At 70.3% G+C, this 21210-nt stretch carries 16 protein-coding genes and 1 pseudogene; 7 read left to right on the forward strand and 10 right to left on the reverse strand.

All coding sequences use genetic code 11. The features are described from left to right. Positions 1 to 4: 4 nt before the first annotated feature. Positions 5 to 1975, reverse strand: a complete 1971-nt coding sequence (locus GA0070603_RS05335; protein ID WP_244282414.1) for a beta-propeller domain-containing protein — start codon at positions 1973 to 1975, stop codon at positions 5 to 7. Positions 1976 to 2360: 385 nt separating this feature from the next. Further along, the gene (locus GA0070603_RS05340; RefSeq protein WP_091307970.1) at positions 2361 to 2891 is read right to left on the reverse strand and encodes a winged helix-turn-helix transcriptional regulator; all 531 of its coding nucleotides are present in this window, start codon (positions 2889 to 2891) and stop codon (positions 2361 to 2363) included. Positions 2892 to 3000: 109 nt separating this feature from the next. Between GA0070603_RS05340 and GA0070603_RS05345 the strand changes: the two genes are divergently transcribed. Then, entirely contained in the window at positions 3001 to 4503 is a 1503-nt protein-coding gene (locus GA0070603_RS05345) for an MFS transporter (protein WP_208862816.1), read from the forward strand. 540 nt (positions 4504 to 5043) lie between these two features. Further along, positions 5044 to 5847: a DUF1206 domain-containing protein gene (locus GA0070603_RS05350; protein ID WP_091307980.1), complete on the forward strand. Its 804-nt coding sequence runs from the start codon at positions 5044 to 5046 to the stop codon at positions 5845 to 5847. 112 nt (positions 5848 to 5959) lie between these two features. Here the strand turns inward: GA0070603_RS05350 and GA0070603_RS05355 are convergent, their stop codons facing one another. Next, positions 5960 to 6400: a hypothetical protein gene (locus GA0070603_RS05355; protein ID WP_091307984.1), complete on the reverse strand. Its 441-nt coding sequence runs from the start codon at positions 6398 to 6400 to the stop codon at positions 5960 to 5962. Positions 6401 to 6499: 99 nt separating this feature from the next. Continuing rightward, positions 6500 to 8461, reverse strand: coding sequence for an APC family permease (locus GA0070603_RS05360; protein WP_091307993.1), 1962 nt, complete (start codon positions 8459 to 8461; stop codon positions 6500 to 6502). Positions 8462 to 8933: 472 nt separating this feature from the next. On the opposite strand from GA0070603_RS05360, the gene GA0070603_RS05365 reads away from it, so the two are divergent. After that, positions 8934 to 10115, forward strand: a complete 1182-nt coding sequence (locus GA0070603_RS05365) for a low temperature requirement protein A (protein WP_091307998.1) — start codon at positions 8934 to 8936, stop codon at positions 10113 to 10115. A 3-nt stretch (positions 10116 to 10118) separates the two neighbouring features. Here the strand turns inward: GA0070603_RS05365 and GA0070603_RS05370 are convergent, their stop codons facing one another. The 4 genes from GA0070603_RS05370 to GA0070603_RS05385 form a co-directional block, all read right to left on the reverse strand. Then, positions 10119 to 11306 carry a low temperature requirement protein A gene (locus GA0070603_RS05370; protein ID WP_091308001.1) on the reverse strand — a complete coding sequence of 396 codons (1188 nt, stop codon included), beginning with the start codon at positions 11304 to 11306 and terminating at the stop codon, positions 10119 to 10121. Between the two features lie 698 nt (positions 11307 to 12004). Further along, positions 12005 to 12298: a DUF6510 family protein gene (locus GA0070603_RS05375; protein ID WP_091308005.1), complete on the reverse strand. Its 294-nt coding sequence runs from the start codon at positions 12296 to 12298 to the stop codon at positions 12005 to 12007. Positions 12299 to 12300: 2 nt separating this feature from the next. Further along, a complete protein-coding gene (locus GA0070603_RS05380; RefSeq protein ID WP_091308008.1) occupies positions 12301 to 13041 on the reverse strand; it encodes an FAD-binding oxidoreductase in 741 nt (246 codons plus the stop codon). Next, positions 13011 to 13607 (reverse strand): molybdopterin-dependent oxidoreductase, encoded by a 597-nt coding sequence (locus GA0070603_RS05385; RefSeq protein WP_091321587.1) that lies wholly within the window; start codon positions 13605 to 13607, stop codon positions 13011 to 13013. The genes GA0070603_RS05380 and GA0070603_RS05385 overlap by 31 nt, the downstream gene beginning before the upstream one ends. A 425-nt stretch (positions 13608 to 14032) precedes the next feature. Between GA0070603_RS05385 and GA0070603_RS05390 the strand changes: the two genes are divergently transcribed. From GA0070603_RS05390 to GA0070603_RS05400, 3 genes are all read left to right on the forward strand, one after another. Continuing rightward, entirely contained in the window at positions 14033 to 14362 is a 330-nt protein-coding gene (locus GA0070603_RS05390; protein ID WP_244282415.1) for a hypothetical protein, read from the forward strand. Positions 14363 to 14698: 336 nt separating this feature from the next. Then, positions 14699 to 15880: a low temperature requirement protein A gene (locus GA0070603_RS05395; protein WP_091308011.1), complete on the forward strand. Its 1182-nt coding sequence runs from the start codon at positions 14699 to 14701 to the stop codon at positions 15878 to 15880. A gap of 394 nt (positions 15881 to 16274) precedes the next feature. Then, positions 16275 to 19418: an NACHT domain-containing protein gene (locus GA0070603_RS05400; RefSeq protein ID WP_167544500.1), complete on the forward strand. Its 3144-nt coding sequence runs from the start codon at positions 16275 to 16277 to the stop codon at positions 19416 to 19418. Between the two features lie 47 nt (positions 19419 to 19465). Here the strand turns inward: GA0070603_RS05400 and GA0070603_RS31130 are convergent. Continuing rightward, positions 19466 to 19615: pseudogene (locus GA0070603_RS31130) on the reverse strand (transposase); the annotation flags it as partial. A 119-nt stretch (positions 19616 to 19734) separates the two neighbouring features. Between GA0070603_RS31130 and GA0070603_RS05405 the strand changes: the two are divergent. Continuing rightward, the gene (locus GA0070603_RS05405) at positions 19735 to 20232 is read left to right on the forward strand and encodes a GNAT family N-acetyltransferase (protein WP_091308017.1); all 498 of its coding nucleotides are present in this window, start codon (positions 19735 to 19737) and stop codon (positions 20230 to 20232) included. A 194-nt stretch (positions 20233 to 20426) separates the two neighbouring features. Here GA0070603_RS05405 and GA0070603_RS05410 read toward each other — a convergent pair whose 3' ends face one another. Continuing rightward, positions 20427 to 21197: a MerR family transcriptional regulator gene (locus tag GA0070603_RS05410; protein ID WP_091321591.1), complete on the reverse strand. Its 771-nt coding sequence runs from the start codon at positions 21195 to 21197 to the stop codon at positions 20427 to 20429. Positions 21198 to 21210: the final 13 nt, after the last annotated feature.

The raw sequence follows: 21210 nt of genomic DNA on the forward strand, positions 1-21210 counted from the left end.
CGGGTCACGCCGTACGCAGCCAACCGAGGGTCTTCATGGTGGTGAGGCTGGTCGCCTTGAGGCCGGCGTCGGACACGGTCCAGAGCACGCCGTCGACCACCAGTGACCGCCGGATCATCACCACGTCCCCGGGAGGTCCGCCGCCGAGTGTGTGGTCGACGGTGCCGGCCTCGGTGAATCCGCCGTCGCCGACCCGCAACGCCAGCGCCAGATTGCTCGGCAGGCCCGGCTTGCCCACGGCGGCAGAGCCGTGGACTGTCAGGGGGACCACGACCAGGCGTTCGGCCGGCCAGTAGAGGAAGGCGTGCGGGTCGAACTCCGCTTCGGAGTGCCCCTGCCGGACGTGGTACTGCGCGATCCGGCTCGGCTCGACCGGATCGGCGACGTCGAAGAGCGAGAGCTGGGTGCCCTGGACCCGGCCCTGGTCGGTCGCCTCCTGCCCGACGCCGAGCAGCCGTCCTTCGCCGACCGGGTGCAGATACGCCGAATACCCGTTGATCTTCAGTTCCCCGCTCACCTTGGGCGCGGTCGGATCACGCAGGTCGACGGTGTAGAGCGGGTCGGTCTGCCGGAACGTGACGACGTACCCGGTGCCGCCGACGAACCGTACGGCGTGGATCCGTTCCCCCCTGCCCAGTCCGGTGACCTTGCCGACCTGGGCCAGTGTCGAGCCGTCGGCGCGCAGGACGTACACGCTGGACGTCGAGTCGGGCTTGGTGCCCCAGGTACGGCCACGGGTGGTGGCGACCCGCAGATGCCCGTCCCACTCCGACATGGCGTACTGGTTGACCAGCCAACCCGGAACGGTGGCGGCAGCGACGTACCGCGGTGCGCCCGCTCCCCCGGTGTCGAACTGGTAGATCTCCGTGGTCTCGTCCCTGGGATCGGGTGCGACGTCGCGGGCGGTGAGCATGGGCAGCACCCGCCAGCGCTGGTCGTTGGCGACGTACAGCCGGTCTCCGGTGCTGTAGACCGTGTCGCCGTCGGCCAGCACGGTTACCGGGTCGCCAGCGCCGAGCATGGCCGCCGCGAGGTCGAAGCTGAGCACGGTCACCAGCGAGGTACCGGAGTAGCTGGCCGGCCGGCTCACCCGTTCGCAGCCGACCCGTCCCGTGCTGGTTCGTTCCCCGGAGGTGACCTCGTACCGGGGCACCCAGTCGTCGACCGTGGACCTGTCGATGATCTCGCGGTTGGCGGCGGTGCGCTGCGCGTCGGTGGCCCGTTCCCGGTGCGGGAACGTCAGCCGGGGCGCGGATCGGACCACGACCCGGACCATCGTGCCGACCTGGCGGGCGTCCACCAGACTGCCGTCGATCCGGTACTCGCCGATGACTTTCGGCGCCCCGGCGAGGTCCACCATGACCAGGCGTGGACCGACGATGTCGCCGCGGGCCGGACCGGCTGCGGCGGGCCGCCCCTCGGGGATGGCCGGTTTCGCGATCGCGGCCCACCCCTCGCGGAGCAGCACGAGCGCCCGGTCGCCGTGGAGGAGGAGACTGCCGTCGGTCCAGCCGTCGGCACCGGGCGCCAGCTCCAACTCTCCGGTCAGCCGCCGGGTGGCCGGGTCGATCACGTACAGCTTGCCCCGGGTGACGCTGACGATCCGCTTGCCGTCGGTCTTGACCAGGTCCGGTTCGTCGACCCCGGCCTCGTGTGTGTTCGTGCCCGAGTGGCCGGGGGTTCCGGCTCCGGCCGCGTTGGCCTCGGGCACCGCGTCCGCCTGCTTCGCCGCTGCGGGCACTCCGGCCTGTTCCGCCCGGCCGAAGGTACGGAAGTCCCCGCCCGGCCCGAACCCCCAGGGCCCGACGTACGCCTTGGCCGCTGTCTTGAGCTGCCGCATCGCCTGCCCGCAGGAGTCGAACGCGACGAGCCGGAACCCGCCGGCCGGCACTCCCCCGTCCCGACGTGGCGTGGGAACCGCCTCCGCCGTACACCCGCTGATCAGCGACAGGCTGGCGACCAGAGCCAGCCCCATGACCCGGGGAACGCCGGTCGTTCGATGCCGTAGGGGGACGCTGCTGCCTGTCATGCCCCTAGGACGTGTCTGCCGTAGGCCGGGTTCCCCGGCAGAGGCATGGGACTGAGGCCGCTGCGGCTGACCTGACCCACGACCCGCAACACAACAGCCGCCGAGCGGAGCGATAGTGGATCTCGTCCCGGTCCACTCGCGGGCACAATGAACGGCGTGCTCGCCGCCACCCGTACCCTCCTGGCTTCCCTCGATCCGCTGCCGTACCCCAAGCGGATGAACCGCCTCGCGGAGCCCGAGCTGCGTGGGAGAGTCCGCTCGACGCCCGTCTAGAAGACCGCGGGTGCCCCAGCAGCGGACGTTCTTCCGGCGAAGAGGTGCGCCGGTCCACTCATGGGAGGCCGCTGCCGTTTCCGTCCATCACCAGCCGGGCGGCGGTGTCGGGTAGCGCCACCTCGTGCCCCTCTGCGCACTTCACCACGACGCCGAGCGGACTCCCGCAGCCGGCGTGCACGAGTTCGACGCCGCCGTCCCGACCGAGCCGCTCCCCCCACTGCAGCAGAGCGACGAGCACGGGAAAGAGCTCTCGGCCCAGTTCGGTGAGGACGTACTCGTACCTGGTCCGCTTGCCCGGTTCCTGGTAGGGCCGTCGCTGCAGCAGACCGTCGGCGACCAGCTGCTTGAGCCGTTTGGCGGCCACCGCCTCCGTCAGGCCCGTACGCCGGGCCAGTTCGTCGAAGCGACGGCCGCCGTAGTAGATCTCGCGCATCAAGATCATCGCCGACCGGGTGCCGATCAGCTCCAGCGCGTGCTCGATGCGGCACCAGCCCTCCGCCTGCCACGCGTCGCGATCGGCGAAGCGCCCGGTCAAGGCGATGACGGCATCGGTGTCGGGCCCGGCCGGCCCGGCTGGCGGTGTCATGGCTACCACACCCATCTGGCTAGGCGTTTGCATAGCCAGGGGTGCTACCGTCCTGGCTATGGTTTCCACTAGCCAGCCTAACACTGGCGCAGAGCCCCGCCCGGCGCCCATGACCGAGGCACGGCGGCGCTGGTTCGCCCTCTTCGTCGTCTGCCTGGGCGTGATGATGACCTTCGTCAACGTCTCGTCGACCATCTCGGCGCTGCCGCCGATCCAGGACGACCTGCGCATGTCCGCCAGCACGCTGGTCTGGGCGAGCAGTGCCTTCAGCCTCGCCGTGGTGAGCCTGGTCCTCTCCGCCGGCACGCTGAGCGACCTACTCGGGCGGCGCCGGGTCTTCTGCTACGGCGTGGTTCTCTTCACGCTCGGCAGCGCGCTCGCCTTCGCCGCGCCGAACTCGGGTGTGCTCATCACGGCCCAGGCCGTGATGGGCGTCGGCGCCGCGGCCGTGTTGCCGTCGAGCCTGTCGATCGTGAGTCACGCCTTCACCGACCACCACGAGCGGACCGGCGCCATCAGTATCTGGGCCAGCTGCGCAGGTCTCGGCCTGGCGATCGGGCCGCTCGTGGCGGGCGCGCTCCTCGACCAGACCTCCTGGCACGCGGTCTACCTCACCAACCTCGTCGTCGGGGTGCTCGCCCTCGTGCTCGCCCCCCTGTTCGTGGCAGAGAGCAGGCACCCGACCCGACGACTCGATCCCGCCGGCGTGCTGCTTGGCACCATCGCGATCGCGTCGGCGACCTACGCCATCATCCAGGGGGGCGCCAGCGGCTACGACCAAGCCCCGATCATCCTGGCTTACGTGGTTTTCGGCGTCTCGCTGGTGGCCTTCGTCCGGCTCGAACTCCGTCACCACGACCCCATGCTGGACCTGCGGCTGTTCAAGAGCGCCTCGTTCGCGACCGTGATGGCCGTCAGCGCCGTCACCATGTTCGGCTTCGTCGGCATCTCCCTGCTCACCGTCCTCTACCTGGAACGGATCGCCCACGCGAGCGCCCTGGAGACCGGAGTGAAGCTGCTCCCCATGTTCGTCCCATACATCGTCGTCAGCGCACTTGCCGGACGCGTGGCCCGCCGCGTCGGCATCGCCTCCGTGCTCGCCGCGGGGCTCTTCCTCATGGGCGCCGGGGCCCTCGCGCTGCTGATGGTCGGCCCGTCCAGCGGTTACGGGGCGATGTGGCCGGGGCTGCTCGCCGCAGGCGTCGGCTCGGCGCTGCTGGTGGCGCCGTCGACCGCCGCCGCCGTCAACAGCGTGCCGCCGCTGCAGGCCGGCATGGCCGCCGGCTCGGTCAACATGTTCCGCCAGCTCGGCAGCGTGCTCGGCCCGAGCATCCTCGGCACCCTCGCGACGACCCACTTCCCGACGTACCTGGGTGAACAGCTTGCGACGGCCGGAGTGCCGTCCGACACGGCCGGAGCGGTCGCCGCGGGAGCCACACACGCCGGCAGCACGGGTCAGCTCCCGGCCCCGCTGGCACACGCGCTCTCCCTGGCCGCGCCGCGTGCCTTCACCGACGCCCTTCACCTCGGCTGGCTCGTCGGCGGCGTCGTCCTGCTCGTCATGGTGATCCCGACAGTGCTGTTCGTCCGGCGCCCCGCCGCGACTTCCTGACCCGCCGATCGCCCGTCGTCCCTCAAGATCGAGAGGGGCGTCCCAGCTCAGGCTGGGATGCCCCTCTGCCGCCGATCGAGGCCCCGCGCATAGCTGGCCGCGTCGCGAGCGTCGGCGCCCTGCACGTCGGGGTGATCCTGTACCTGGGCGGCGGGCTGAGCTTCCTCCTACGCACCACCCGCTCGCTGGCCCCGGGCGGGAGTGGTGGCGCTGATGCGCATTGATCCCAGCCGCCGCTCGGGTGCCAAATTTGCGGCCTGGCTCCTCGGGCTCCGATCCTCACGGATCCGACAAGGCCCTGACGTTCGTGCCCGGTGGCGCCTCCTTCGTCAGCCCGTATCGGTAGAACTGGAAGAGATTGTGCTCGGGGCCGGACCACGCCGTCATCTGCGGTTGTCGTCGGGATTCGATTCGTTCCCTGTTCAGGCTGGGGGTGCGGCGGCACTTCCCCGGACGGCGAGCGTGGTGGCGAGCCCGAGGCCGGCCGTACCGCGACGGCGAGCAGGTTTCGCCGGAGCCGCGAGTGGTGATTGTCGGCGAATGTCATCGCTGTCCTCGCGGGCTCGCGGCGCCGTCTCCCGCGCAGCCGACAACCCTGGCCTGGAGCACCTCACCCGGGCCGGCTTCATCGGCTACGGAATCCTGCACCTGCTCTTCGCCTGGGTGATCGCGCGGGTCGCCTCGGGTGGGCCGAGCGCCGACCGCGACCAATCCGGCGCCATGCAGGAGATCGCCGACGAGCCGTTCGGGCTGGCGCTCATCCTGGCGATCGTCGTCGGGCTGGTGGCCATGGCAGTCTGGCAGGTGCTGGAGATGTTCCGGGGGCGCTTGCTGACCGAGCGGATGGCGTCGGCCGGCAGGGCCGCGTTCTACCTCTACCTTGCCTTCAGCGGGATCAAGGTGCTGCGCGGCAAGAAGTCGTCGAGCGCCGACACCCAGCAGGACACCGCCGAGGGTCTCCTCGCCTCGAGCGGCGGGCGCGTCACGGTCATCACGGCGGGGCTGATTCTGGCCGGGATCGGCGGATGGCTGGCATTCGTCGGGTTCACCGGGCGTTTCGAGAAGCACCTGCGGGTCGGCGAGATGGCGGCCGGGACGCGGCGGCTCGTGCGCCGGCTCGGCGCGGCCGGTTTCGTGGCCAAGGGCCTGGCGTACGGGATCGCCGGCGCGCTGTTCGTCATCGCGGCATGGCGGTACGACCCGGACAAGGCACGCGGACTCGACGCGGCGCTGCGGACGCTGGCCGGCGAGGCGTACGGCACCGGCCTGCTGCTCGTGATCGCGGTCGGCTTCGCGGCGTACGGCCTGTTCGCGCTGACCGAGGCCCGCTACCGCAAGGTCTGACCGGTCAGCGAAGGCCGGGCCAGGCGGCGAGGTAACCGAGGTCGGTGAGCACCACCCAGCTACCGGGCTACCGCTTCCGACCGTGACCGCGTTGCGGCGTCCGCGTGGGCGGTCAGGCGGACGCCGCCGCGGGCAGGTCCACCACCAGGAGCCGGTCGTCCAGGCCGACCAGCACGCCGTGCCGCCGGGCGTACGCCTGCGCGGCCGGGCCGAATGCCGGATCGTCCGGCGAGACCACCCGGCCGAGGCCGGCGCGGCACCGTCCGCCCCGGCACAGCTGCACCTCGGCCGGCCGGCGGAAGTGTCGCCACCACCGCTTGTCCGAGGCATCGCCGACGAGCACGACGTACTGCTCCTCCGCCGCGGCATAGAGCACCGGCAGGCTGACCGACCGCCCGTCGGCGGCGCGGTAGCGCACCTCACACAGTTGCCCGTCGAGCAGGCCGTGCAGGCGCCGGGAACGCAGGACCGCCAGGATCAGCCGGTTGACCACCGCCGGCGGCCGGTTGCCGTGCCGGTGCCGTCGGGCGGGACGGGCGTCGCTGTCAGCCATGAGCTTCCTCCTGATCTTCGTGCCCTCTTGATGCTCGCCCCATGCGCGGCCCAGGTGCAGGGTCTTGCGGCCCGGTCTGTCCGAGGCGTCCGCGCCGGGTCAGCCGGTGTGGACGTGGGGCCGCCGAGTCGGGTCGGGTTCCTGCCGGCGCAGGATCTCGCGCGTGACGGGAGCGATCTCACCCTGACCGAAGATCAGGTAGCGCAGGAAGTTGCCGGCGGGGTCTCCCTCAGTCCACTCGAAGTAGATGTGTGGGCGGTGGTGGGTGAGGTCGCGGATGTGCAGCAGGAGCGCGGCGAGGGCGTTGGGCACGGACGAGCTGGCCAGCCGGAGCAGCCGGTACCTGCCGTGCACGATCGTCCCGGTGACGTGCAACTCGGTTTCGAAGTCCGACGGGTCGGTGACGGTGACCTCGACGAAGATGACGTCGCTGCCGGCGGGGAAGTCGTTGTCCTTGACGATCTGCGCGAGTTTGTCGCGGTACTCGGCCGGGTTCCCCGTGCTCGACTCGTGAGCGATGAGCCGAATTCGCCGCCGGGCGCAGTCAGTGATGAACTGCCGGGCCGTGGCGTCCAGTTCTACCGTGTCGACCCGGAGGTCGAAGGCCCGGAACAGCCGGGATAGCAGCGACACCGCGATGATGCCGGCGATGAAGGCGGCCGCGATCTTGACGCCGTCGGGCCGCTCGACGATGTTCGCGATCGTGGTGTAGACGAAGATCACCGTGATGATCCCGAACGCGACGGTGCGGCCGTTCTGGCGTCGGTGCCGGGCGGAGAGCGTCACTGCGGTCGCGGCGGAGGTGATCAGCACGAGCACGCCGGTGGCGTAGGCGCCGCCCTGGGCGTCGACGCTGGCGTCGAAGATCACCGTGATCAGGAACGCCACGGCGGTGAGCACCAGTACCAGCGGTCGCACCGCGCGGGCCCAGGTGGGGGCCATGCCGTAGCGGGGCAGGTAGCGCGGGACCAGGTTGAGCAGGCCGGCCATCGCCGAGGCGCCGGCGAACCAGAGGATCGCGATGGTGGACAGGTCGTAGATGGTGCCGAACACCTCGCCGAGGTGCCGGTGCGCCAGGTACGCCAGGGCCCGCCCGTTGGCTGGCCCGCCCGGCTTGAACTCGTCAGCCGGGATAAGGATGGTGGTGACGATGCTGCTGGCGATCAGGAAGATACTCATGATCACGGCGGCGGTGGTGAGCAGCCGCCGTGTGCCGCGGATCCGCCCGGTCGGCTTCTCCTCGGTGTCCTCCGGGTCCCCCGTGACGTGCGGCATCACCGCGACGCCGGTCTCGAAGCCGGACAGGCCGAGCGCGAGCTTGGGAAAGACGAGCAGCGCGATGCCGACCATGAGCAGCGGGTCGCCGTGCTGGGCGGTCAGTGCGGTGGTCCAGTCACCGATCATGGTGGGATGGGTGAGCACGCGCCAGAGCGCGTCGCCGACCACGACCGCGTTGAGCGCCAGGTAGACGCCGACCAGCCCGACGGCGATGCCGATCGCCTCGGTGAACCCCTTGAGAAATACCCCGCCGAGCAGCGCCACCAGCAGCAGCGTGATGATCACCGGGTGGCCGCGCAGGCTGTCCGGCCAGAACGGGTTCTCGTCGATGTGCGCGGTGGCGTCGGCTGCCGACAGGGTGATCGTGATGATGAAGTCGGTCGCGGCGAAGCCGAGCAGCACCAGCACGAACAGCTTGCCCTGCCAGTAGGCCAGCAGCTTCACCAGCATCGCGATGGAGCCTTCGCCGTGCGGGCTGTCGTGCGCGACCCGCAGGTAGACCGGCAGCGCTCCGAGCAGGGTGACCAGGACCAGTACCAGGGTCGCGATCGGGGACAGCACGCCGGCGGCCAGCGCCGCGATGCCCGGTTGGTAGCCGAGGGTGGAGAAGTAGTCCACGCCGGTGAGGCACATGACCTTCCACCAACTGTGGCGGTGGTGCTCCGACGGTCGAGCGTGGGGACCCTCGGTCCGGGCGGGCCGCGCGGAGGTGTCGGCCAGCAGCCAGCCGCTGAGCTGGCGTTTCTTCCGTTCTCGTACCCGGTCCCGCGCGTCAACGCTCACGGTGTCTCCCCAGTTCCTCCCGTCGCCGGGAGAGTGGGCCCTGCACGTACCTGCTGGCCGGGAGAGACCCAGACGTTGCCGCACGGCTACCGGACCATCGCCCGGTCGACCACGACGTTCCGTCGCCCATGATCGGGCCGGGAGGCCGGATCGACGGCCGCTGCTACGCCGATTTAACGCGTACCGCCGTTTTTTTCACGCCTTTCATACGCCGACGCCCTTGACCCGTCGCAGGCCGAGACCCGTACGGACCTTCGGGATCCTCGGCCGGCTTCGACCAGTCGCCAGCACGCTCGACACCGTCGGTGTGGCCGACGGAGGCGCAGGCGACCCCGCGGCAGTAGCGGCGTTCCCGGTCGTGGCGGCGGCTGCTGACTGGTCCCGTTTCCGCTCTCCGGCGACCTCCGCTTTTATAGGTTGGCGAAAGAAGCGTGCCTCCGCCCCCGAGGGGCGTACCGAAGGAGGCAGACGCGTGAGGCCCAGCCCGCTCCCCCGGATCCTTCGCCGGCGCGGCGAGCCTGACTATCCGACGTTCCTGGAGCTCTTCTTCGACCTCGTCTACATCTTCATGCTCTCCAGGCTCTCGGCAGGGCTGGCCGGGGACCTCACCGTCCGGGGCGCCGCCCAGACCGCCGTCCTGTTGATGGCCGCCTGGTGGGTCTGGGTGCTGACCGCGTGGCTCACCGATCTGTTCAACCCGCGGCTGCCGGTCATCCAGGCCACCGTCCTGGCGGTCATGTTCGGCGCCCTGTTGATGGCGATCGCGGTGCCCTACGCCTTCGCCGACTACGGCTGGCTGCTCGTCGCCGCGTACTTCGGCATCCATCTCGTCCGGGACGCCGTCCTCATCCCCGGTACACGGGTGAACCGCCCGATCCAGGCCCGCAGCATCCGGGTGTTCTTCTGGTTCGGCGTCACGGCGCTGCCGTGGGTGGCCGGGGCGGTCGTGCACGGAACGGCCCGACTGCTGCTCTGGTCGGTCGCGGTGGCGGTCGACCTCGGGTCGGCCCGGTTGGGCTGGCCGACGCCGAAACTTGGTCGCACGGAACTGGCCAGTCAGATCTTCACCGGCGCCCACCTGTCCGAGCGGCATCGGGAGATCTTCATCATCTCCCTCGGCGAGCTGGTCCTGAGCGCCGGCATCGGGCTGGCCGGCAGCGGCTTCCAGGCCGGCCGGGTGGCCACGAGTTTCGTCGGGTTCGCCGGCGCTGTCGTGCTCTTTCAGCTCTACTTCCACCGGGTGCGGCAGCTGCTGGCGCCGCCGGCCGTCATGGTGGTGGAGCGGGTGCGGCCCGGCACCTCCACCTCGTACAGCCATCTGGTGATGGTGGCCGGGGTGCTGGTGGTGTCGACCAGCGTCTCGCTGGTCATCGACCAGCCGTTCGGGGCGGCACCGGCCGCCTGGATCGCCGCCATCCTGGGCGGGCCGGCGCTGTTCCTGCTCGGCAGTTGCCTGTTCGACGCCGTGCTCACGGGACGGGTCCTGTGGTCCCGGGCGGTGGGGATCGTGGTGCTGTGCGTCATCGCCCCGGTGATGGCGCTGCTTCCGCCGCTGGCCATCCTGGTCGCGGCGAATCTGGTGCTGCTGCTCATCCTGGTCTGGGAGACGCTGCCCGCACACGTGCGGCCGGTCCGGGTCACCGTGCCGACCTGAGGGTCACCCGAGCGCGGGTGGCATCGGCACGCGGGCGTGCCGGCGGGTGCTCACCAGGTTCGCCGCGGCGACCAGGGCGAGGATGCTCATGGCGAGCAGCGCGACCACGACCGGCGGCAGCAGGCCCGCGGCCGGCGCCGCGCCGGCCAGCAGGACCAGCCCGGCCAGCCGGGAGCGGGATATCCGATCGAAGACCGTGTAGTCCAGCGCCGCGCGGCCGACCAGGAACAGCGCCGGTCCGCCGAGGATGACCGCAGCCCACGAGGGCGGCGTCTGCCCGAAGGGACGCGTCACGACGAGGTGGCTCGTGACCGCCATGCCGCCGATGCCCGCCACCATGATCAGGTGAGTGACGGCGGCGGACTGCGTGAGCAGTGACGGGTTCGTCGATCGCGCGATGGCCTCGGTCAGCAGCTCGCCGGCCCGGTAGATGTAGATCCGCCAGGTCAGCACCACGATCGTGAACACCACCAGGAGCGCCCACGCCCGTTCCAGGGTGTAGTCGCTCATGGTGAAGGTCGTCCCGATGACGAAGATGGACGCGCCGAGCGCGATGATGACGAACTGCCGGTACCGTTCGGCCACCCGCTCGCCGACGAGCCGCCACTCCTGCGGCTGGGACCGCCCGAGCTTCGGCAGCGGCCAGCCGAGCGAGGCGGCGACGTACTCCATGGCGATGGTCGCCGCCCAGAGCAGGAGGCGGGTGTGGCCGGTGACCAGCGCGCCGCCGATCCAGCCGACGGCGGCGATGCTGTACCAGAACACGATCCGGCCGCTGCGACGCGGCTCGGCCGCGCTCGGCACGAGCAGGAGGTAGTAGGTGCTCGAACCGAGGTGGATCGCCAGGTAGGTGATCGCGAAGAGCAGTCCGCGCCCGTCGTAGGCCTCAGGTGCCGCGGCCGCCAGCAGCAGGCTGCCGGCCGCCACCCCGATGAACTGCACCTGGACCGCGGGTCGCGTCAGGTCCAGGGTGTCGGCGGCCCACGCGGTCACCGCCCAGACCAGGGTCAATGCGAGTAGCAGGACCAGCGTCTGACCGGCGCCGGTCCAGCTCACGTCGCCGGCGAGCGTCTTGACCAGGGAGATCATTGCGAAGACGTACACCAGGTCGAAGAAGAGCTCCAGGAACGCCGGGCGGGCGGGGTCCCGTGGTGTCGGAGCCGCCGTGTTGGCGCCGCCTTCGGTCACCATCGACGTCCTCCGGACCTCCGCACCGTCCTCGCCTGAGGACACCCTACGGGCACCGGCCCGGCCGCAGGCTCGCCATCGGCCTCATACCCCGCTACCGCGCGATCTTTCCGTCGTGACGGCCCGGTGGGCGATGGCTGCCGCCCTCGACGCCGTGCGGCGCCGTCGAGCTGAAGCCTGGTGCGTGGGCTCGTCCCGAGCCGACCCGCCAGGAGAGCGACGGCTCCCACCGGCGAGAGGCCGGCGGCGATGACGGCGCAGAAGAGGTTCGAACACCTGCCCCTTCCCGCGCCGTTCGGGTGACCACCACGTTCCCGACCTGGCGCGTGGCGACGTCAGCCTCCGAAGTCGTCGGAGGGGCTGGCAAGGGGTCGGTGGCGACGCGGGGGCCTGGAACAGGATCGCCACGCGGGAGCGGATGGCAGCAGGCAGCCGGTCACGGACACCGTCTGCGCCCGAATAGGCTCGAATCCCTCACCATCTGCTTGACCAGCTGCGGATACGGGCACGGCATGACACCTCACGGCCCGCGCCTCTCGATCCCGGTCCAACCGATCCAGCCACGCTCGGCAACGAGCTCCCGTAGCCGCGCGACCGCGGGGTGGGCACCGTCGGCGAACAAGTCCATCAGGTGTACGAACGCCGCGTCGGGCGTGAACTCGTCCTGCTGGGTTCCCCACGCTTGCCTGGATTCCTAGCGCTCAGGCAGTCGGCACCGGGAGGCTGAGGACGAGCGACCCACGCAGGTCGACCAGGACACGGCCGGCCGTGCGCACCACGCGCATGACGACGTCCTCGCAGCCGGGACATCGGGCGACGAGGCCGGGCGCTCGGTCGAACACCCGCATCGCGGCCAGCGGACGGGTCGCCCGGCACCCGGCGCAGGTGAGCTCGGCAACGGTGAGGTCGGTCCCCATGATCTCGCCGAGCGGTCCGGCGAGGGCGTTGCCGTCCACCCAGGGTGCGTCGTCGGCTCCGACGTTGGTGGTCGACATGGTCATCCTCCGGTGGGTCCGAAACGTTCGGTGCGGATGTTCGCGGGATCGTGGCCGATGTCGACGAGGAGGTCGGCAACGGTCTCGACGAATCCGGTGGGCCCGCAGACGAACGCCACAGCGTCGGCATCGCGGGGCCAGGCAACGCGGGCGAGGGCGTCCGCGTCCAGTCGCCGGGGTGGGGCCGGCCAGCCGGGCGGCGCGACCCTGGTATAGACGTGTGTGACGGCGACGTGCCGACCGCCTGCGGCTTGTGCAGTTGCAAGATCGGCGGTGAACAGCGCATCGGACGGGGATCGGGTCGAGTAGAGCAGCCTGGTGGGATTCGTCGCCGCACGCACCATCGACATCAGGGGCGCAACGCCGGACCCGCCGCCGATCAGCAACGCCGGGCGCGGATCGGCGGGTTGGCGTACGAACCAGCCGCCGAGCGGTCCACGGATCTCGAGTTGGTCACCCGGCTCTGCAACGTCGACGAGGTACGGCGAGACCTCACCGCCGGTCACCGCCTGGACGGTCACCTCGAGCCGGCCGGGCGCCGGGGCGGACGAGATCGAGTAGCTGCGGTACGCCGTGTAGCCGTCGGGAGCCGTCAACCGGACGTCGACGTGCTGGCCCGGCACGTGACCTGTCCAGCCGTCGACGTCGAGGACCAGGGTCCGCGCCGTCGCAGTCTCCGCTCGCGTGGCGGCGACGGCCGCCGGCTGCCAGGTCAGTCTGCCTGGTACCGCTGCTCGCGCCATGGGTCACCGTAGTTGTGGTATCCGGCCGTCTCCCAGAACCCGGGCTCGTCGTCGAGACGCAGTTCCAGTGCGCGCAGCCACTTCGCGCTCTTCCAGAAGTACAGGTGAGGAATGAGCAGACGAGCCGGCCCGCCGTGCACCGGCTCCAGCGGCTCGCCGTCGAACTCGTACGCCACCCAGGCCTGGCCGTCGAGAAGGTCCTCGAGCGGGACATTCGTGGTGTAGCCGCCGTAGGAGTGGGCGACGACGTACTCGGCCGCAGTCTCGACATCGGCCAGCAATGTGTCCACCGAGACGCCTCGCCAGCTCGTGCCGAATTTCGACCAGTGCGTGACGCAATGGATGTCAACGGTCGGCTCGTCGGCAGGAAGGGCGGTGAACTCCGCCCAGGACCACGTGCTTCGCTGGCCGGTCTCGGTGACGACGGCGAGTTCCCACTCGTCGAGGCCGATGCGTGGTGTCGGTCCCGCCGACAGCACCGGGAAGTCGTCGGTGCGGTACTGGCCGGGTGGGAGGTTGGTGTCGTCGCGTCTGCGGCCACCGAAGCCCCGTGTGATCACTGCCATGCGCCCCTCCCCAAGTGGCGGGGCGGCCGCGATCCGGCTGCCACTCGTGCTTGCACTCCGCCGGTGGATGTCGACGTGGTACCCGCCCATGACGTCATCATCAGCGAGTGCCCCGGTGATGAGATTCTCCCCGGCAGGGGCGTGGTCGCCCGCAATCCTGGATATATATACTGGACCATCCAGTCCAGGATAGGCTAGCGTGACACCGGTTCGCAACCGCCCCCGGACGTCGGTGTTCGAAACAGCAGCGCACCTGACGGTCGTGGCGATGCACCCTTATCTGCCAGCTGCCTCCGCAGGAAGAGTGAATGGACGATAGCGTCCATAGGGCGCAGTTAGAGATTGTTCCGGGTTGGTCGTACGACATGTCGTAGACGCTGCGAGATGACGACGGCCAGAGTCTTGTCCGATGCAAGGAGAACTCGATGGACCCTGTTCCCTCCGGTGGGGACGTTGTCGATGGCCAGCCGGTCGATGCGGTGGACATGATCGCCGCCCTGACCGCTGCACAGCTTGTGTTCTCCGACGGTGCAACTCAATCGTTCACGCCGGATGGTCGAACGACTTACGTCGACAGGGGCACACCGTCAGCTGGCGAGTGGTCCGTCACAGGTGACGGAGCCTTCTCTTCATTCTGGCCGCCGACGTACCGGGCGGCGTACACGGTTCGGTGGATCGTCGAGGACGGAGCGCGGGTGGGCGTCAGCTTCACCGATACCCGCAGCGGAGTCCGCTACGACGGCCGGTACCGATGACTGGACGAGATTCGGTCGCCAGCGTGGCACGATTCGGCGTTCGGCCTACTCTTCGCGGTGAGGGCAGGCGGCGGCGCCACCTACTCGAACGCGTCGGGCGGTTCCCCCTTGGTTCCGTGGTGGGCCGGCCACAACCTTTCGGCCAGGGGTCAGGCCACCGAGCTCACCCGAACTAGCGCCGACCGATGGAAGGAACTTGCCGGTTACACCCGTCGCCCGTCCGTGTAACGCGGGCCGATCGATTCCGGGCCACGGCAGCACGTCCGCAGTCGCCCCGCTGTGGCATGTGTCAGAATGCCCCAAAACTGGAGCAGAGTTGGCAGAACGGGCGAGCCGATGACGACGAGCAGGGCGGGCAAGCTGCTGCGAAGAGTCGGGGACCCGCAGCGGGCCACGTTCCTGGAACTCTTCTTCGACCTGGCGTTTGTCGTCGCGCTCGCTCAGCTCTCGCGCGGTCTGACCGAGGATCTCGGGTGGAGCGGGGCTTTCCGGACGCTGGTGCTGTTGTTGGCCATGTGGTGGGTCTGGTCCAGCACCGCGTGGATAACCGACCGGATGAACACGCAACAACCGGTGATCCAGGCGCTGGTCATCGCGACCATGGTCGGCAGCCTCGTGATGGCGGCCGCGCTGCCCGAGGCATTCGGCGACACGGGCCTGATCTTCGCGGGTACCTATGTGGCCATTCAGATCGGCCGCGGACTCGTTCTCGTGGTCGCCTTTCGTGGCCACGAGCTGCAACGCATCGGCGTGCGGGGGCTGTTCTGGTACGGCCTGTCGGCGCTGCCGTGGATCGCTGGAGCGCTCGTGCACGGTACGTGGCGTGGCGCGTTGTGGGCATTCGCGGTAATCCTTGACCACACGGCCGGCTCACGCGGCTTCCCCACTCCGGCGGCGGGCCGTACGCCCAGCCAAGACCTTGTGATCTCGGACGAGCACCTGTCCGAGCGCTACCGGCAGCTCTTCATCATCGCGCTCGGCGAGCTGATTCTGGTAACGGGGCTGGCGTTGGGCACCACCGGCTTCGCACCTGATAAAACCGCAGCCTTCGGAGTGTCGATGGCGACCACCGTGCTGCTGTGGCGGATCTACATATACCGCGCTGGGGAGGTTCTGGAGGGAGCGATTGCCGCGTCCGCCGAACCGGCACGCCTCGCCCGATTGGCGTCATACGCCCACCTGGTGATGGTGGCCGGCGTGGTCGTTGCCTCCGTCGGCGCCGAACTCGTTCTCGCCCATCCACTCGGGCACACCCCACCGGCCTGGATTGCCGTCATCCTCGGCGGGCCCGCGCTGTACCTTGCCGGGCGCGCCCACTTCGAGTACGCCGTGTTCGGCCGCGTGTCCCGGTCTCGAGCGATCGGCGTGCTTGTCCTGGGCGCCCTGACACCGGCGATGCTCCCCCTACCGCCGGTCGTGGTCGCCACCGCCGCTGCCCTCGTCCTGACCGGGATCGCCATATCCGACGCAGCCCGCGCCCGCGGACGCCCGGCCGAGCCGCCGTCACCACCCGGCTAGCCGGACGTGTCACCCACGTCCCGATACCGCCCGTGCCAGTTGCGGCACCCATACGGAGCCGAGCGACACCGGGGCTCCGGCAAACTCCGCGCGCAACCCCTGCCGCCGGATGTCGCACGGCCACGGCCCGAAGCGCGCTGACTGGCGCGGGATTTGCCGGAACCCGGCGGTAGCCCCGGGAACGAGCATTAGCGTGGGCCTGGACGGGGCTCACTTCCTCTGGCCGGTACCAGCCATGTGGATCATGGGGGTGTCCATGCGCGGGCCGAAACGTGGTCCGGTCTGGGCGGCCCAGTTGTGGATACGCCAGCGCCGGCGTAGGTGGCGTACGCGACGGGAACGGCACGCCGAGCGGAACCGCCGCCGGCGCACGGACCAGCGGCCCGACCACGGAATGAGCTGGCGGCACCACCGCGGGCTGCGGTGGGGGATCGTCGCCACCGCCGCGGCGCTCGTGGTGTGGACCGTCTTCTCCCTGGTCCTGACGGTCCTCAACAGCGAGCCCGGTTTCCTGCGGATGTCGAAGTGGTGTGCGGGGGACCAGCCCAGGTCGTACTACTGCGGACAGGTGGAGGGCTTCGTCAAGGGGCCACTCATCCTGGCGCTGGGGCTCGCGGTATTCCTGTTCTGGCGATACGTCCCAGTCCGTCGCTGGTACGACCGCCACGCCCTGCGCAACCTTCGGATGGTGCTTCCCACCGCCGAATACGACAGCAGAGCGAGCCGCGTGGTGGGCCGGGACGAACTGTGCGAACTGATGGTCCAGCGGCTCCGCGATGAGCAGCGCCGGCGGCCGCTGCTGCTGGTGGGCGGCATCGGCACTGGCAAGACCGCGACCCTCGTGCGCCTCGCGGAGATGCTGTTGGCCAGCGACGTCGTGCCGGTCGGGATCGACCTGCGCACGGTCACCGACCCCGCGAAGCTGAACTTCCACCAGCTCGCCCTCGAACAGTTCCAGACGACCATCGACAGCCAGTTGCACGCCGCCGGCGAGGCCGACAAGGTGTGGCGGCGGCTGTGGCTGGAGAACCGGATCGTGGTGCTGGCCGACGGCCTGGAGGAGGTGCTCGCCGACTCCGGCCAGCCCGCCGACCGGGACAGCATGCTCCGCGAGGCGGTGCGCGGCGCTGTCCGCGAGCGGCTCCCCCTGGTCATCGCCTCACGGCCGGACGATCCGCTGCGCGGGTTGGACGCGCTGCTGCTGCAACTGGAGCCGCTCTCCACCGGTGCCGCGCTGGAGTACGTGCAGGCCCGCAGCCACCGCTCGGACGCCGGCCAGCAGTGGGACCGGATCACCGAGCTGGTCAAGGCCGCTGACGTCGCGGACTCACCGTTCTACCTGCGGGTCATCAGCCAGCTCCATGAAGTGGACCGGCTGGAGCGGGTCGGGCCGACGGATCAGGGCAGGTCTGCGCTGCGCTGGTGGTTGCTGGAGGAATGGTGGGCGGCGATCGTCGCCGGGGATCTGTACGAGGACTACGGCATGCCGCAGACCGAGCGGGCCGACGCGATGGAGGTGCTCTCCGCGCTCGCCTGCATCGGCCTGCGCGATAACCGACTGTCCGTGCGTACGACCGATCTCGTGAGCGGCGACGGTGTGAAGGACGCTGGTCGGCGGTGGATACTGGCCGAGCTCCGGGCGCGGCTGCACAAGCTCAGTGCCGACAACCCGCAGGACCTCGGGCTCGCCGAGACCAGCGGGGAGGAGCTGAACCTCGTGGTGAAGCGGCAGGACGGGGTGCGTTTTCAGAGCGGGGTGGTCCAGGCGTACCTCGGCTCGCGCTACCTCACCGCCGCCCTCCGCGACAACGGCTTCCTGCAGCAGGCATTCACCGAAAACCACGGTCCCGGGCGGGAGCTGCTCGCCGCTCTTACCCTATACACGCGAAGCGCGGGCGCGTTCGAGCGGCTGGACGGGCGGCGCACGTCACCGGTGGCGCAAGGAACCCTGCTGAGGCTGCGCAACGCTCTCCGGCTGACGGTGGGACCGTCGGCGAGCGCCCGCGACACGAGGACCACCCGGGACCGGTCCATTGCTCTCGTCCACCGGCTCTGCGCCGCGGCGACCGGGACGCGCAACCGCACCCGGGCCCTGGAGCTGTTCGCGGCGGCGCTGGAGATGGACGCCGCCAGCGGGCACAGCGCGCACCAGAAACTGGCCGACGCGATTCTCGGTGCCTGGCCGAACTACCAGGGAGACGGCTCGGTCACCGACCGTCCGCTCGAGGACGCCAAGGTAGCCCTGGTGCACCGGTACGGCGACGCCGCCCGGCAACTACGGGACCGGCCCTCGGCGTCCACCGGATCCTGGAAACGGCCCCCCACACCGCAGTACCGGCAGCTGTTCCAGATGATGGCGCACGAGACCTCGTACCTGCCCCGGCTGACCGCAGCCCGCCAGATCGCCAGCGGCGGCAGCGCCGCAGTCCGCGCATTGCGCAACCTGCTCGATCAGCCGCCAGAGGCAGCTGACACTCAGGGCCGGGAGCGCCTGGAGGAACTGCGCACCTGGCTCGCCGCGCCCCTGTTCCTCTTCGCCGACGCCGCACACGCCCCAGGCGAACCGGACTGGCAGGGCGTGGCCCGGGATACCCTGCGCCGCTGGGTGGACCGCTTGGCCTCCGACTTCCGGGAGGGCGCCCGCGTCTACGAGATCACTCTGGCGCAGGGCTTCCGGATGGCGGCCAACTGCCGCACGTACCCGGCGCACCGCAGCGTGCTGATTGAGGAAGCCGAGAAGGCGCTGCGGCACTCCCGGTTCTGGTACTCCCACCTGGTGCTCATTCAGGCGCTCACCCTGCTCGCTCTCCCCCGCGACCCCAGCGAAGCGTTGCGCGAGCGGGGTCACGGCTCGGACCCGCGCGGCCTGGTGGGTTTCTGGACCTCCATTGCCGGGGGCGGGCTCCGCGCCCCACAGCCCGGCAGCGGTACGGCCCACCCCCTAGTCCTCGAGGTCGCGGACCTGTGCGTCGAGGCGCTCATCGACCGCCACCCCGAGCGGCACTGCTGGCTGGACGAGCGGGAGATCGTCAGCCGTATTGGGTCGGTCAGCCCTCAGCCGGGCGTCCGCCGGCACCAGGCCTCCTGGCTGCCGCCGTGGCACGGCTGGGCCGTCCTGGAACCGCGGGCCCAACGGCTGCTGGCCGACGTGATGCTGCTGCTCAACCTCGCCGACCGGGGACGGGACAACGATCAGCGGGCGCGCCGGCTCACCCGCGCCAGTCGGGCCGAGCTGCCCCCGTGCCTCACCATCGACCGCACCGCCTTGCGGGTCAACCTGAGCCGTCGCCAAGCACACGACGTACAACCGGGCGCCACCTGCATCGACGACTGCCCGTTCCGGCTGTGCCCGCTGCCGCCGAAGGGAGACGAGTTGCCGTACCAGATGGACGAGGCCTTCTGCGCCCACCAAATCGACCTGGTCGGACGCTCGCTCCGGTCGCCCGGGCGGGCGGACTGGCAGGCGGTCAACCGGCAGGATCTGCGGACGTTCTGGCGGGAGATGTCCGAGCGGATGGCGCCCGCCTGGCGGAAGTAGTCAGACCAGACTGCGGGCGGCGCGCTACTGCGCAGCCGGCGGCAGGAGCCGTTGCGGGAGTCGCCGCCATCACCGCCCGCCGGCTCGTGTTTGTCATAGCCCAGGTGCTCGGTCATCTCCGCTTCCAGGGCGGTCTCGAGCACCGTCTTGGTCAGACCGGACAGCAACCCGTCCGGGCCCACCAGGTCCACACCCTCGGCGCAAGGAGCAGGCGCCCGGAGGGAACTCAGGCCCATCTTGGGCGAAGCCGCATGGTCGCCGTCGGTCCCCGGCCTCCTGGAACACCCCCGGACCCACCGGATGTAGCCTCGACCCGATGAGTTGGCTACCTGACGATTTCGTCCACCCCGTCCACGTGCCGGTGCCCGACACCACGCTTCACCTGCGGCCGATCCGGGAAGCGGATAGCCCGCTCGACTACCCCGCCGTGATGGGCTCCCGAGAGCGCCTGTGGGAAATCTTCGGTCCGGCCTGGGCCTGGCCGCCGGAGACGATGACCTATGAACAGAACCGCACCGACCTGCGGCGGCACGAGAAGGAGATCGCCGCGCACCAGTCGTTCAACTACGCGTTGCTGGACGAGGAGGAAACCAGGATCCTCGGGTGCGTCTACATCGACCCGCCCGAGCGCATCGGCTCCGACGGCGAGGTCTCCTGGTGGGTGGTGGACGACCTCGTCGGCGGCGAGCTGGAGCGCGCGTTCGACGCGCTGGTACCGCGGTGGATCGCAGCCGACTGGCCCTTCCAGCAGCCCCGCTATCTGGGTCGCGACATCACCTGGCAGGACTGGCTCGCGCTACCGCGCGCCTCGTGACCCGGGGCGGGCGACGTCAGCGGCTCGGTCATCAGCGCGTGGTCGTTAGACCGGCGCCCAGATCGTGTCGTTACAGATCGCTCCCGACCGTGAACCGACCCTGATCCCGGTCGGTCAGGCGAGCGACCCACCGGCCGGGGGCGAATCCCCCACCATTGCTTGACCAGAAGCGGATACGGGCACGGCGTGACACCTCAGGGCCCGCGCCTCTCGATCCGGGTCCACCCGATCCAGCCACGCTCGGCAACGAGCTCCCGTAGCCGCGCGACGGCGGGGTGGGCAGCGTCGGCGAACGAGTCCATCAGACGCACGAACGCCGCGTCGGGCGTGAACTCGTCCTGCTGGTCCAGCTCCCCGTTGGCCGCCGCCTGCTCGAAAAGCTCGCTCATCAGGTCGGCCGTCTCGCGCAGCAGTGCCTCGTCCTCCCAGTCGTCCGCGATCCGACCGATGAGCTGGTAGAGCCGGACGACCTTCGGGTTGGCCAGCTGCGCCACCTTCTCGACCATGAGCGCGGGTATCACCTCCGGCCACCGCGCCGCCATGAGGATCCACGCGTCACGCTCCGCCTCGATGAGGGCCCCCGCCGCTCCGATGGCGCGTAGACGGTCGAGGTAGTCGAGCACCTCCGCGGGCACGGCCAGGGAGTCGCCGCCCCCGAGCCGGGCGATGCGCCGCCGGTGCTCCTGCAACTCGCGGATCTGCGTCCGCAACCGCCGGTCGATCTCGGTGGTCGCGGCGGCGAACGTCTCCGGGTCGGCGTCGAGGAGCTCGCTGACCCGGGCCAGCGGGACTCCCGCCTCGGCGAGGGTCCGGATCCGGATGAGTCGCACGACCGCGGCCGCGTCGTAGCTCCGGTAGCCGGAGGCGTCGCGCTCCGGCTCCCGGAGCAGCCCGATCTGGTGGTAGTGCCGCACCGCGCGGATGGTCACGCCGGCGTAGGAGGCCAGCTGGCCGATCGTCAGCATGACCTCAGCCTGC

It is taken from the genome of Micromonospora chersina (assembly GCF_900091475.1).
GTDB classification, from domain to species: domain Bacteria; phylum Actinomycetota; class Actinomycetes; order Mycobacteriales; family Micromonosporaceae; genus Micromonospora; species Micromonospora chersina.

Bases quoted from the DNA above. Each gene is read 5' to 3' on its own strand.
- GA0070603_RS05335 (WP_244282414.1), bottom strand. From the start codon at position 1,975: ATGGGGCTGGCTCTGGTCGCCAGCCTGTCGCTGATCAGCGGGTGTACG.
- GA0070603_RS05340 (WP_091307970.1), bottom strand. From the start codon at position 2,891: ATGACACCGCCAGCCGGGCCGGCCGGGCCCGACACCGATGCCGTCATC.
- GA0070603_RS05345 (WP_208862816.1), top strand. From the start codon at position 3,001: ATGACCGAGGCACGGCGGCGCTGGTTCGCCCTCTTCGTCGTCTGCCTG.
- GA0070603_RS05350 (WP_091307980.1), top strand. From the start codon at position 5,044: ATGTCATCGCTGTCCTCGCGGGCTCGCGGCGCCGTCTCCCGCGCAGCC.
- GA0070603_RS05355 (WP_091307984.1), bottom strand. From the start codon at position 6,400: ATGGCTGACAGCGACGCCCGTCCCGCCCGACGGCACCGGCACGGCAAC.
- GA0070603_RS05370 (WP_091308001.1), bottom strand. From the start codon at position 11,306: ATGGTGACCGAAGGCGGCGCCAACACGGCGGCTCCGACACCACGGGAC.
- GA0070603_RS05375 (WP_091308005.1), bottom strand. From the start codon at position 12,298: ATGTCGACCACCAACGTCGGAGCCGACGACGCACCCTGGGTGGACGGC.
- GA0070603_RS05380 (WP_091308008.1), bottom strand. From the start codon at position 13,041: ATGGCGCGAGCAGCGGTACCAGGCAGACTGACCTGGCAGCCGGCGGCC.
- GA0070603_RS05385 (WP_091321587.1), bottom strand. From the start codon at position 13,607: ATGGCAGTGATCACACGGGGCTTCGGTGGCCGCAGACGCGACGACACC.
- GA0070603_RS05390 (WP_244282415.1), top strand. From the start codon at position 14,033: ATGGACCCTGTTCCCTCCGGTGGGGACGTTGTCGATGGCCAGCCGGTC.
- GA0070603_RS05395 (WP_091308011.1), top strand. From the start codon at position 14,699: ATGACGACGAGCAGGGCGGGCAAGCTGCTGCGAAGAGTCGGGGACCCG.
- GA0070603_RS05400 (WP_167544500.1), top strand. From the start codon at position 16,275: ATGAGCTGGCGGCACCACCGCGGGCTGCGGTGGGGGATCGTCGCCACC.
- GA0070603_RS05405 (WP_091308017.1), top strand. From the start codon at position 19,735: ATGAGTTGGCTACCTGACGATTTCGTCCACCCCGTCCACGTGCCGGTG.
- GA0070603_RS05410 (WP_091321591.1), bottom strand. From the start codon at position 21,197: ATGCTGACGATCGGCCAGCTGGCCTCCTACGCCGGCGTGACCATCCGC.